The sequence below is a fragment of the Ruminococcus sp. 5_1_39BFAA genome (genome assembly GCF_964240875.1).
Classification (GTDB): domain Bacteria; phylum Bacillota; class Clostridia; order Lachnospirales; family Lachnospiraceae; genus Blautia_A.
Map to the genome: position 1 here is coordinate 134,234 of NZ_CAXSVO010000010.1, position 11,606 is coordinate 145,839.

Genomic DNA, 11,606 nt, shown 5'->3' on the forward strand with positions numbered 1-11,606 from the left:
GCTTAATGCAATGCTTGAAAAAATCTAAACACAGTATATATTTCAAATAATCTCGAGTGCCCCGAGCACCAAGAAAGGAATTGGTGTGTGGGCGATATTGAGAAGAATCGCGGGATAATCCAAAAACTTCATAAAGCAGATTTACACCAGTATAAATATTGCTCCATGCTCTTCGATATGGTTCTGGCGGTTAAGGACGATGATTTGGAACTGGCAAAGTCTGAATGTCAGCACGTTAAGAACTTGGCAGCAATAGGTACCCGGAAGGATTTGAGATTCCAGGATTTGTATTGGCGGGCGGTACTATTCTTAGCCCCATATTTTTTCGAGGATTTTCTCTTATACATGGAGAAAGACAGACCCGCGGAAAAACGCTTTTACCTGCCGAGGCGTAAAGTTTTAAAGGTAATCGTGGATGATCTACAGGATTTGGCTGACAGGAAACTCTATTTCTTGGGAATTTCGTTACCACCTCGAGTCGGGAAATCTACTCTCTGCATTTTCTTTATGGCATGGCTGGCTGGTCGTAATCCCGAGAATACAAGTGCCATGGCAGATGCGTGATGATTTGGATGATGGAACTTGGCGGGCGAAATATATGGATAGACCGTATGTGAGAGAAGGGCTGCTATTTCCGAAAGAGGAATTACGCTATTATAACGGTATATTGCCTGCCGGTCCTGCAGATCAGATTATTGGTTCCTGTGATGTGGCTTGGGGTGGCGGAGACTATGTATCCGTTCCGGTAGCTTATGTATATGGAGATTCTGTATTCATACATGATATAGCTTATAATAATGGCGATAAAGATACAACGAAACCACTTGTAGCTGCAGTTTATGTGAGAAATAGTATAAATCAGGCTAAAGTTGAAGCGAATAATGGTGGAGACGAATACGCAGAGGATGTAGATGCCATTATGAGGGAAAACGGGTATCATGCCAATATTGTCAGTGAGAAGACTTCTAATAAGAGCAGTAAAATGGCTAAAATTATACAGTACGCACCGGATATTAAAAAATTTTATTTCTTGGATGATGCGAAGCCGGGAAAAATCGGAGAGCCTGCGGGTCGAAAATATCGGGATGAAGCATACACGAACTTCATGTTGGATGGAGATGGAGTACGGAACCGACACCGAGGAATGTATCGATGCCAAAGTCCAGGAGGGGAACATCATGACGGACGAAACGACCGGAAAGAAATACATCCTTGGAATGAAAGACGGTCTGCTGACCGTATTTGAGGTGATCGAATGAATGTAAAAGAAATCTTGCAAATCGCAGACAAAGGCACCCTGGACGAATGCTTAGAGATACTGCGCCGGATAGATGCCAACACCCTTAATGCCCAGACAATGGACTGGGGAGCCTGGTTCGCATCACGAAGGACCGGAGAATTATTTTCCACCAAATTCTATAACCAGAATATCACGGATTCCGGGATCGGAGATCCGATGAACACTTGATGGCGCAAAGCCGAACGTCTTAAGTTCGTGTTTTGCGCCATTTTGCGTACTACACAGCGCGGAGCGGAACACAAGTGACGTTGCTTTTAGGAGAACCGGCAAGGGGAGAGCTGACATAGCTTTCCCGCCTATTCTGCCTTTGAGTGATCAATCCCCACATAGATTGATCACATAGCTCATCTCATGCCATTGTTCACCGCCCCATGTAGAATCGGCGATACCTTCATCGCGGAAGCCCATCTTTTTATACATTTTTACCTTTGATTGTAAACAGGTCAGAAGAATAATGCGTTTTCCATTTTCGCGCTCTCTGCGAAGATAATGGTACATAAGTTCCCGTGCCAGGCCCTGCCTGCGATATTCCGGGAGTACGTCCAGACCCAGCAGCATCACATTTTTGCCCTTAGGATCATGGAGATTGGCGTCTGTAAAGAATTCATCCCGGAAGGAATACTCGTTTGTAGAAAGGCCGTTGAGGAATCCGGCGATTTTCCCAGTATGTTTATCCACTGCTACTAAAAATAATTCCGGAGCTTTTGCAACACGCTCCAGCATCATCTCTTTTGAACACGCCTCATTTGGCGGAAAGCAGGTCCGTTCAATCTCTGCCGCCTGCTCTGCCTCTTCCGATCGGATGCTTCTGAATTCAAAACGCTCATACAGATCCTGGTCCGGAAGCTGATACTTTTGTAAAAGATCTCTGGCACGCGCCTTGCCTGCCTCTGTCAGATAGGCACATTTGCTCCTTCGCTGCTGAATGATCAGATCTTTGTTTTCAAGGCTGTCCATTGTGTGAAAATCATAGCCCTTCCAGGTTACTTCCAGATATCTGCAAAACTCATTATTATCCCGAAATCTGGTAAGATACATCAGCATTAAGGATAATTCTTCGATTGCTTCTTCTTGTGTCATTTTTGCCATTTCGTTACCTCCTGCTATTTAGAATAATATATTTTTTAAGCTTCGGCAACCGATTATAAATAATTTTTGCCTCTAGCCAAAAAGTTCTATCCATGCCTTCATAGCAGCGGAGATCCATTTGTTTTTGTGGTAGATCAGTTGCTTGTACATGGTGATTTCAGGTATCTGATAATCCAGAACAGAAACATTGTTCCTCTGAAGCTCATCCTGAATGATGTACCGCGGAAGCCATGAAATGCCGTCGCCGTTTTTGATCAATTGGACGATGATATCGGGATTTCCCACTTCCAGGCAGGATTTGAGGGTAAGCCCCTTTTGGGCAAGAAAATGATTGAATTCCCATCCATAGCTTAAGTGACGTTCTGTTTCCATAAAGGGAAAAGCCAGGATTTCCTCAAGAGTGACATTCGCGTTACTTGTCAGAGGGTGTCCGGAGGGGACGGTAAAATACATGGGCTCAGAGGCTTCGTAGACAGAGACTAATTCCTCGTGCCGGATGCGGGTGTCGAAAAGATACATGATATCAAGCTCGTTTTTCATGAGAAGCTCTGTCAGCGTCTGGCAGTCAGAAGCTTTGACTATGACATTGACCAGCGGACAGACCTTGCGGTAACGGTGGAGCAGTCCGGCAAGTTCATGATTTTGGAGGGATTCTACGATTCCAAGGCGGAGAGTTCCGGAAGGCGCTTCCACATTGGAATGGCTGGCTGCCTGCTTAGCCAGGAGAAGGATTTTCTGCGCGTAGGGAAGAAAACGTTTTCCTGCATCTGTGATATGGATCCTTTTTCCGATTCGCTCAAAAAGCTGCACCTGCAATTCCTCTTCCAACTGCTGTATCTGTGCGGTAACAGTAGATTGGGCATAACCAAGCTCCCTGGCGGCATTTGTGAAATTTTGAAGCTCTGCGGTTTTTACAAAGGTAGTGAGATTGCGGATTTCCATTATAAACTCCTTATCGAAAAAAATGAAATATATAATTGAAACAATCAATTTTACAAATAGATGATTTTTTAATATCATACTCTTAAGACAGGCGCAGGTCAATATGACAGAGGAGAAAGAGTTACGATGGAAAAAGAGAAAAGAAACGGTATTATAACAGTAAGTATTACGTATGTTCTATGGGGAATCCTGCCCCTATTCTGGAATCTCCTTCATGAAGTGGATTCTGTTTATATTTTGTGTTCGCGGATAGTATGGTCGCTTGTATTCTGTACAGTTTATCTGGTGGCTTCAGGAAGAACAGGAGAGATCAGAGAGGTTCTGAGAGACAGAAAGCTTTTCGGGAGGTGTGCGCTTGCGGGAATTGTAATCTGCGTCAACTGGGGAAGCTATATCTGGGCGGTGAATAATGGACACCTTTTGGACAGCAGTTTTGGGTATTATATCAATCCTATAATAAGCGTTTTTCTCGGGGCGGTGTTTTTGCGGGAAAAGCTGTCTGTCATGACATGGATGGCAGTCGTTCTGTCAGGGGCAGGAGTCGCATATGCCATCATACAATCGGGAACAGTCCCGGTGCTGGCTATCGTGATCGGAGGAAGCTTTGCGGTGTATGGAATGCTGAAAAAATCCGTCAAGCTTCCCAGCGAAGTATCTCTGTTCATGGAAACGTTGGTGGTCATGCCATTTGCACTGGTTTATATGATTATTATGGAGACAGCAGGAAAAGGAGGGATAGCCGTTTTGAGCGGGTGGAAGCTTCTTCTGCTTCCCATGACAGGGATCATTACAGCCATTCCCCTTCTGTTATTTGCCTACGGGGTGCGCCGGATCCCGCTGTATCTCTCGGGCATTCTCATGTATCTGAATCCAACCATCCAGTTTTTGATGGGGATCTTCTTTTATCATGAGACTCCGTCCCAGGGTGAACTGATATCCTTTGTGTGCATTTGGGGTGCCATAGGGATCATGCTGGCAGAAACCTGGCTTGGGGTGCGGAAAAACAAGGCTGGCAGCGTCAAATAAAACTGCGGGAGCGGTAGTCATGAAAAGCTCAACTAAAAGCTTAATATGGATGCCTAGCGGTGCCGGTAGTAAAACACTGCGAGTTGGGTGCGGTCCCTGAGCTGCAGCTTTTCCAGGATAGTGCTTAAATAATTGCGGACAGTTCCCTCACTTAAGCAAAGCCTTGCAGCGATCTCCTTGTTGCTCAGGCCTTCCGCAACAAGGGTGACGATTTCGTACTCCCGCTGTCCGATGTCATAATCTTTGTAGTCAAAGCCGGATTTTGGCTGGATCAGCTCCGGGATCCGGGAAACGATTTCGGTTCCAAATACGGTCTGTCCGGTGGAGACTGCCTTTATGGCAGGGATGATGCTGCCGTAATCCTGCTTCAAAAGATACCCCTTCACTCCGAATTTCAGAGCCTTTATGATATACTCATCATCGGAAAAGGTGGTGAGCAGGAGGATTTTTGCGTCAGGGAATTCGGATAGGATCTTTTGCGACGCATCCAATCCATTCATTTCTTTCATTCTGATATCCATGAGAAGCACATCCGGCTGTTCCTGGCGGTACAGGCGGACAGCGTCCGTGCCGTCTGAACCGATCCCGGACACATGGAGAGAGGAATCTGCCTCCAGAATGGTCTTAAGGGCAGTTGCCACAAGGATATCATCATCTGCAATTAAAATATTCATATAAGAAAATCTCCTTAAAAAACGGTATATATCGAAAATCGGTCTATGATCATACAGGTATCAGGAAAACTCCGATTTGGGAACTGTGATAAAAATACGAAAGCCCTTCTGTGTCTGAATCTGTATGGTCCCGTGCAGCGTGGCAACGCGGTCACGCATATTGGCAAGTCCCATGCCGGAACCGGAAAAACATTCCAGCGGATCGGATTGGGAATGGGATGGCGGATCGGACTGCATATCACAAGAGATACCGGGGGAAGGCGAGCCATTGTCCTCAATGATGAGCTGGTAAATTCCCGGATGCTCATGAAGTGAGAGGAGGACCTTCGTGGCATCGCTATGTTTGATGATATTGGTCAAAGCTTCTTTTACAATGGCAATAAAGCTGTATTTTACAGCGCGGGGAATTTCAGGTCCCATATCATAGTTAAACTGAACGGGACAAAAGGTAAAGCCTTCTGTTAACTCCGAGAGAACACCTCTTAAATCAATGGAGTCGTCATGCAGGTCGTGGACACTTTCGCGTACACCTGTCATGGCAGTGTTCAGTGTGTCTTCGAGTTGTTCAAGAAAAGAGGAAAGAGCCGGGTCGCGGTTCAGGGTTTTGGCAGCTCCTGTCATCAGGATAGAACGGGAGAGCAGATGCCCTACATTATCGTGGATTTCCCTTGCAATGCGGTTTCGTTCCTTCAGTGTGGCGGTGTAGATCTCATAGTCCTGCTTTTCCAGAAGAAACTGATTTTTTTGTTTCAGAAGAAGATTCAACTCCGTACTGTCGTCCCTGCTTTTTTTGAAAGCTATGTCATGAGCCAGGTATTCGGCTGTGCGGTACTGCAGGATAAAGGTAAGGACACCTCCAAAAATCAGAAAAAATGTAAGCCTCCAGTCGTAATCCGCAAAAAAATAACGAAGGCATATCGCACCTGTCAGCACAGAAAAAATGTGTGCTTTTTCCTCCAAAAAGCCATAAAAAATCACTGGAAAAAACAGAATAAATTCCATATAAAAAAGGGAGCAGACCAGGTACAGTATGTAAAAGGCCAGGCGGCAGTTCCGCCATTTCAGGCAATATCCAAGAGAAGAAACCATAACTGCGCAGAGAAAAGCAACAAGAAAAACCGGGCTTGTCTCCAACAGAAACAGGGTGCCCAAGGAATATATCAGTAAGACTGCCCGGTCAATAAATCGTTTCATAATATGCTCCTTCGCTGTATGACTTTTGTCACATAAAAATGCTGACATCCGGCACTTTTATTATAAAACCGGAAGCGCTATACTACAAGTAAAACTTAACGCTGGTAAAGCAGACCTTTTGGTCAGGTTAGCAGCAGTTTGAAAGATTACTGCGGAAGGAGAGCATGTTTAATATGATAAAAATAACAAATCTGGTGAAGCGATACGGTGATCTGGTGGCTTTGGATCATTTGAACCTGAAGATAAAAGAAGGGGAAGTATTCGGGCTTTTGGGGCCGAATGGATCAGGAAAAACGACTGCAATGAACTGTATGCTGGCGCTTTTGAAATATGATAAAGGCAGCATTCAGGTCATGGGAAAGGAAATGAAACCGGACAGCTATGATGTTAAAGCGAACATCGGAGTGGTCATGCAGAATGTGGCAGTTTTTGACCAGATGTCCGTATGGGAAAATGTTGATTATTTCTGTGGCTTGTATGTTCAGGATAAGAGAAAACGGAAAGAGCTGGTGGAGGATGCGATCCGGTTCGTGGGGCTTGAGGATTTCAAAAAAATGCGTCCGGGAAAACTATCGGGAGGACTTTTGAGGAGACTGAATATTGCCTGCGGAATCGCCCATAAGCCAAAGCTGATCATTATGGATGAGCCGACAGTAGCGGTAGACCCGCAGAGCCGCAATAAGATCCTGGAGGGCATTCTGAAGCTGAATGAGCAAGGGTCCACGATCATTTATACCTCCCATTACATGGAAGAGGTGGAGCAGATCTGTTCCCGGATCGCGATCATCGATCATGGGCGGGTGCTGGCAACCGGCACAAAGGAAGAGCTGAAAAGTATGATCAAGACAGGAGAAACCGTCACCATTGAGGCAATAGCTCTGGATGAACAGAGGCTGTCAGAGATCAGAGCGCTTCCCCATGTTTTTGACGTAACCTATGAAGAGCAAATACTGAAAATTCGCCTTACAGGGGCAAAGCATAACCTGGTTCGGATCCTTCATTATCTGGAAGAACAGGATATTGCTTTCGGCAGGGTATTTTCGGAGCTGCCGACTCTGAACGATGTGTTCCTGGAGATCACGGGAAAAGAGCTGAGAGACTAGGAGGAAATTATGTGGCATTTAATGAAATATGAGTTTAAGCAGACTATCCGGGAATTTTCCATCATGTTCTGGGCCATCGCTTTCCCGATCATTCTGGGCACTTTCTTCTATGTGTCTTTTGGAAGCGGCGATATGGGAGAGGAAATGGAGTCAATTCCGGTGGCAGTGGTAGAAGAAGATGTCTCCGGGGCTGGTCAGGCATTTTTGATTTTTCTGGAGAATATTGAGGGCAGCGTAGTAGAAACGGAAACCATGAAAGAAGAGGATGCGCTGCGAGCATTGGCGGAAGATGAGATAAGCGGGATATTTTATGTAAAAGAAAAGCCCTCCCTCACAGTTGCCAAATCGGACATTTCCCAGAGCATTCTGAAAGCGTTTCTGGATGCTTATAACAGAAATGCGGAAATGATCATCACCATTGCAAAAGAACGGCCTGAGAAGCTGGGAAATGCAATCAAATCCATGAGTGACTGGCGTGAGACTACCCAGGATGTAAGCGTGGGCGGCAGGACTCTTAATCCTACGATATCCTACTTTTTTGCGCTGATCGCCTACGCCTGCTTATCCGGCGCATTCATCGGGGTAAAGGGGTGCTGCGATAGTCAGGCAAACATTTCGCCCCTGGGAGCCAGAAGGTGTATTACCCCTACGCATAAAATGAAGCTTCTGTTAAGCACCTTTTTTGTGCTGCTTTTCGTTCATTTCTGCGACATCATGATATTGACCGGATTTATACGCTTTGTGCTTGGAATTGACCTGGGTGGGAATATAGGCGGTATTATTCTGGTGAATTTTATGGGAAGCCTGATCGGAGTGTCCATAGGAATCCTGCTTGGAAGCGTGAGCAGGCTTTCTTTTAACTGGAAAACCGGCATTTGCGTGCTTGTCAGTGTATTTCCGGGATTTCTGGCGGGACTGATGATCGGAGATATGAAAAATATAATAGAAAAAAGCTGTCCCATTATCAATAGAATTAATCCGGCAGCAGTTTTGAGCGATGCCTATTACTGCATGGCGGTTTATAACGATACGCAGCGTATGGCAAGAAATCTCATAATATTAGGATGCATGGCCGCATTGTTTGTGCTGATCAGCTTCTTTGCAACCAGGAGGGAACGATATGACAGTATTTAAAGGCTTTATGACATTGGTAAAACGGAATATCTTTCTGTTTTTCCTGTATATGGCGATCTTTATGACGATCTGTATTTTGATACAGGTTCTGACTGGTGGGGAAGGTGTGAGCAGCTTTCAGGAGGAAAGCCTGGATATTGCGGTGATCGACCGGGACGGAGGAGCACTTGCAGAAGGGCTTACCGATTATTTGGGACAAAAGCATCATCTTGTAGAAATCGAGGACGACAAAAATACGATACAGGAAAATCTGTTTTACAGGAATATCTATTATGTGGTTACGATCCCGGAGGATTTTGAGGAAAAATGCCTGGCTAATGGGGAAAAGCTTAATACTACGAAGATTCCCGGAACTGTCAGCGCCTTCTATGTAGACCAGCAGATCGAAACATTTATGAATGCAGTAAGGGTTTTGCGTGAAACCGGGTTTTCTATGGAAGATGCACTGAAAGAGGTGGAAAGGATCGGAGCTGTGGAAACGGAAGTGACGCTTTTGGACAGAAATGGTTACGGCGGGAAAAAGGCGCCCTATGCTTCACTGTTTCAATACCTGCCTTTTATGGTGGTATCGGTGCTGTGTTATATCATCGGTTTTATTATGATCGCTTACCGGAAAAAGGATGTAAGACGGAGAATACTCTGCTCTGCCGTGTCCCAGAGAACGCAGAATATTCAGCTTGTGGCGGGGTATCTGGTGCTGGGAATCGTATTCTGGATCGCCTGCCTGGTTTTAACCATTGCCCTTTATGGAAATGATTTTCTGTCGGATGTAAATCTGGTTTATTATCTGCTGAATTCCTTTGTGCTTGTTCTGGTAACACTGGCGATCTCATTCCTGATCGGAGTGCTGGTACGGCGGGAAGAGGTGATAAACGGTGTTGTGAATGTGGTCTCCCTTGGTATGTGCTTCCTCTGCGGCGTCTTTGTATCTCTGGACGTGCTGAGCAAGGGTGTGAAAGCTGCAGCTCATTTTCTGCCCGTATACTGGTACGAAACCGTGAATGAGGTCCTGGGCGGCAGTGCGGCGCTTTCGGAGTCGCAGAGCCTGGCTGTATGGAAAGGGCTTGGAATTCAGATGCTTTTTGCTGCCGCCATTCTGTGCGTGGGTCTGGCTGTCAGCAAATGCAGCGAACAGGAGAAGTAGTGAATTGGAAAGAGGCGGCAATATTTGTGGAAGCCGCCTCTTTTTTGTGCTATAATAGGAACACTTAATAAGCCGAGGCGATGGAGCAGGGCGAATTCAATGAGAATAAATACCTGAGTAGGACAGGAGAATCATTATGAACATTGCGGAATTTCAGGAAAAGCTTAACGGGATCTGCGTATTGGCAGAAGAAAACGGTAAAACGCTTACACAGGAGCAGATAAGGGAATATTTTGCAGGGATAGAGCTGGATACGGAGCAGCTTGTGAAGATCCTGCAGTATCTGAAGATAAAAGGGATCACCATTGAGGGTGCGGAAAACGTAAAAGAAAACCAGGAGGCGGTGCCGGAGGTGAATGCAGGCACAAAAGTGCCGCTAACCCCGGAGGAGAAAGAATACCTGAAGGAATATTTGAATGGTTTTCCCGAAGTCCCGGGAGATGAAAAAGGGATGGATGCACTTTTTGCGGCACTTGGGGATGGGGATACGCTTGCGGCGGCATCGCTTGTCCAGGCATACCTTCCGGAGGCTGCAAAAATGGCAGCAGAAATGAATTGCAGTGAGATACATCTGGCGGATCTGATCCAGGAGGCAAACGTGGCGCTTCTCACTGCATTGGAGGAGCCGGAACCAAAGGTAAAGGATGATAGCTGGCTGCGCCTTGCAGTGCGAAAGGGAATTACGGCAGCGATCGAGGCGCAGACGGAGCAGAATTTCCAGGATGAGTGTCTGGTGGCAAAGGTGGAAAAACTGGAATCCGCTGTCCGGGAGCTGACGGACGATGATGGAGAAACAAGATTTTCCGTGGATGAGCTGGCAGTGATCCTTGATATGGAGGTGGATGAGATCCGCAATATCCTGCGGCTCACAGGAGATGACAAATAAATGCAGTGATGGCGTTTCAATACGGGAGATGCACAGAAATAAGCAGAGATGTGCATCTCCTTTTTGTTGCCAAGCATACAATAGGAAGCTCCTGCGGAGGTTCCTTTTTGTCTCAAAGGAATATATTCCATGAGGAAAATAAAGTTGGTAAAAAACTGGTAAAAGATGAGATAAAAAGTTGATATTTTTTTCAGCACATGTTAATATCTGGTCTTTGACAGTTGAGAAAAAATAGAATCGCTACAATGCCTGAAAATACGGGCAGTGTAGCGATTTTTAGCGCTGTTTTAGACTATAGTATTTTATTTCCTGCCTTTACTTTTTTTCTGAATTGTTTTCATATGACTTTTGGTGATAAATTTAAAGTCGGTATCAAAGCCACAGATCCTGTGCAGGGCATCGGTTAACTTGTCACGTGTATAAAGCGGGACAAAGCCCTGTTCCTGTATGTCTGCAAAATTCATTGTTTTTAATTTATCCAGAATCGCCTCACAGGTAAAGGCGTACTTTAATTCTTTTTCAAGATAACGGTATATGACTAATGAAAGAAAGCAGATGAGAAAATGTGCTTTTATGCGTACATCGTCCTGAAGGAATATGGGTCGCGCTTCAAAATCTGTTTTCATGATTCGGAAGCATTCTTCGATTTCCCATCTTCCCTCACTGACTTTTAAAATATCTTTCACATCATCATCCAACAGGTCGGTAGTTACCGCATACATTCCGTCGTAGAGGGCTTCCTGTTCAATCTTATCTGTATCCAGATAATTATGGATCTTTGCTGCTTCGCCCTCTTCAGTAACGGCAACCTTTCCAATAAAACGTGCAGGATCATTCGGATTCCTGCGTTCCTTTTTTACTTTTCCGGAACTTAGCATCTTTTCAGCGCGTTCCACCTGTGCGTCACGTATCGTTTTCTGATATCTTGCATATTTGGGCGAATAAGTCACAATCAGGCGCTGGTGGAGTGTATGGGGAGTATATGGCTCATCTTTATAATACAGTCCATTATCATCTTCCGGGATTTCAGAAAGGTCAACAGGTGTGTCATCGGATACACGTTTAAAACCAGTCCTGTCCAAGGCCCATTTTTTATCATCTTTATTTAACTTTT

At 45.4% G+C, this 11,606-nt stretch carries 12 protein-coding genes and 1 pseudogene; 8 read left to right on the forward strand and 5 right to left on the reverse strand.

Going from position 1 to position 11,606, the window contains the following annotated elements; translation table 11 throughout:
• Positions 1–87 precede the first annotated feature (87 nt).
• From ACESZH_RS12555 to ACESZH_RS12565, 3 genes are read left to right on the forward strand one after another with little or no spacing between them, the layout of a single operon-like run.
• On the forward strand, positions 88–564 hold the full coding sequence (locus ACESZH_RS12555; RefSeq protein WP_373216559.1) for a hypothetical protein: 477 nt from the start codon (positions 88–90) through the stop codon (positions 562–564).
• Between the two features lie 34 nt (positions 565–598).
• On the forward strand, positions 599–1,246 hold the full coding sequence (locus ACESZH_RS12560; RefSeq protein WP_373216560.1) for a hypothetical protein: 648 nt from the start codon (positions 599–601) through the stop codon (positions 1,244–1,246).
• Between the two features lie 9 nt (positions 1,247–1,255).
• Complete coding sequence (locus ACESZH_RS12565) at positions 1,256–1,468, forward strand: hypothetical protein (RefSeq protein ID WP_373216562.1); 213 nt, start codon at positions 1,256–1,258, stop codon at positions 1,466–1,468.
• A 147-nt stretch (positions 1,469–1,615) separates the two neighbouring features.
• Here the strand turns inward: ACESZH_RS12565 and ACESZH_RS12570 are convergent, their stop codons facing one another.
• Positions 1,616–2,389, reverse strand: a complete 774-nt coding sequence (locus ACESZH_RS12570; protein WP_373216564.1) for a DUF6429 family protein — start codon at positions 2,387–2,389, stop codon at positions 1,616–1,618.
• Positions 2,390–2,461: 72 nt separating this feature from the next.
• Positions 2,462–3,331 carry a LysR family transcriptional regulator gene (locus ACESZH_RS12575; RefSeq protein ID WP_373216565.1) on the reverse strand — a complete coding sequence of 290 codons (870 nt, stop codon included), beginning with the start codon at positions 3,329–3,331 and terminating at the stop codon, positions 2,462–2,464.
• A 126-nt stretch (positions 3,332–3,457) separates the two neighbouring features.
• On the opposite strand from ACESZH_RS12575, the gene rarD reads away from it, so the two are divergent.
• Positions 3,458–4,357, forward strand: coding sequence for an EamA family transporter RarD (gene rarD, locus ACESZH_RS12580; RefSeq protein WP_373216567.1), 900 nt, complete (start codon positions 3,458–3,460; stop codon positions 4,355–4,357).
• Positions 4,358–4,410: 53 nt separating this feature from the next.
• Here rarD and ACESZH_RS12585 read toward each other — a convergent pair whose 3' ends face one another.
• Both ACESZH_RS12585 and ACESZH_RS12590 read right to left on the reverse strand, forming a co-directional pair.
• A complete protein-coding gene (locus tag ACESZH_RS12585; protein ID WP_373216569.1) occupies positions 4,411–5,031 on the reverse strand; it encodes a response regulator transcription factor in 621 nt (206 codons plus the stop codon).
• A 60-nt stretch (positions 5,032–5,091) separates the two neighbouring features.
• The gene (locus ACESZH_RS12590; protein ID WP_373216571.1) at positions 5,092–6,225 is read right to left on the reverse strand and encodes a sensor histidine kinase; all 1,134 of its coding nucleotides are present in this window, start codon (positions 6,223–6,225) and stop codon (positions 5,092–5,094) included.
• Positions 6,226–6,398: 173 nt separating this feature from the next.
• On the opposite strand from ACESZH_RS12590, the gene ACESZH_RS12595 reads away from it, so the two are divergent.
• From ACESZH_RS12595 to ACESZH_RS12610, 4 genes are all read left to right on the forward strand, one after another.
• A complete protein-coding gene (locus ACESZH_RS12595; protein WP_373216572.1) occupies positions 6,399–7,328 on the forward strand; it encodes an ATP-binding cassette domain-containing protein in 930 nt (309 codons plus the stop codon).
• A 9-nt stretch (positions 7,329–7,337) separates the two neighbouring features.
• Positions 7,338–8,462: an ABC transporter permease gene (locus ACESZH_RS12600; RefSeq protein ID WP_373216574.1), complete on the forward strand. Its 1,125-nt coding sequence runs from the start codon at positions 7,338–7,340 to the stop codon at positions 8,460–8,462.
• Positions 8,449–9,606 (forward strand): ABC transporter permease, encoded by a 1,158-nt coding sequence (locus tag ACESZH_RS12605; RefSeq protein WP_373216575.1) that lies wholly within the window; start codon positions 8,449–8,451, stop codon positions 9,604–9,606. Before ACESZH_RS12600 ends, ACESZH_RS12605 begins: the two co-directional genes overlap by 14 nt.
• Before the next feature lie 136 nt (positions 9,607–9,742).
• Positions 9,743–10,492: a sigma factor gene (locus ACESZH_RS12610; protein ID WP_373216576.1), complete on the forward strand. Its 750-nt coding sequence runs from the start codon at positions 9,743–9,745 to the stop codon at positions 10,490–10,492.
• Between the two features lie 302 nt (positions 10,493–10,794).
• Here ACESZH_RS12610 and ACESZH_RS12615 read toward each other — a convergent pair.
• Positions 10,795–11,606, reverse strand: a pseudogene (locus ACESZH_RS12615) (transposase); the annotation flags it as partial.

What these genes read in the sequence shown, in the direction of transcription:
- ACESZH_RS12560 (WP_373216560.1), top strand. Translation starts at nt 599, where the DNA reads ATGGATAGACCGTATGTGAGAGAAGGGCTGCTATTTCCGAAAGAGGAA.
- ACESZH_RS12565 (WP_373216562.1), top strand. Translation starts at nt 1,256, where the DNA reads ATGAATGTAAAAGAAATCTTGCAAATCGCAGACAAAGGCACCCTGGAC.
- ACESZH_RS12570 (WP_373216564.1), bottom strand. Translation starts at nt 2,389, where the DNA reads ATGGCAAAAATGACACAAGAAGAAGCAATCGAAGAATTATCCTTAATG.
- ACESZH_RS12575 (WP_373216565.1), bottom strand. Translation starts at nt 3,331, where the DNA reads ATGGAAATCCGCAATCTCACTACCTTTGTAAAAACCGCAGAGCTTCAA.
- rarD (WP_373216567.1), top strand. Translation starts at nt 3,458, where the DNA reads ATGGAAAAAGAGAAAAGAAACGGTATTATAACAGTAAGTATTACGTAT.
- ACESZH_RS12585 (WP_373216569.1), bottom strand. Translation starts at nt 5,031, where the DNA reads ATGAATATTTTAATTGCAGATGATGATATCCTTGTGGCAACTGCCCTT.
- ACESZH_RS12590 (WP_373216571.1), bottom strand. Translation starts at nt 6,225, where the DNA reads ATGAAACGATTTATTGACCGGGCAGTCTTACTGATATATTCCTTGGGC.
- ACESZH_RS12595 (WP_373216572.1), top strand. Translation starts at nt 6,399, where the DNA reads ATGATAAAAATAACAAATCTGGTGAAGCGATACGGTGATCTGGTGGCT.
- ACESZH_RS12600 (WP_373216574.1), top strand. Translation starts at nt 7,338, where the DNA reads ATGTGGCATTTAATGAAATATGAGTTTAAGCAGACTATCCGGGAATTT.
- ACESZH_RS12605 (WP_373216575.1), top strand. Translation starts at nt 8,449, where the DNA reads ATGACAGTATTTAAAGGCTTTATGACATTGGTAAAACGGAATATCTTT.
- ACESZH_RS12610 (WP_373216576.1), top strand. Translation starts at nt 9,743, where the DNA reads ATGAACATTGCGGAATTTCAGGAAAAGCTTAACGGGATCTGCGTATTG.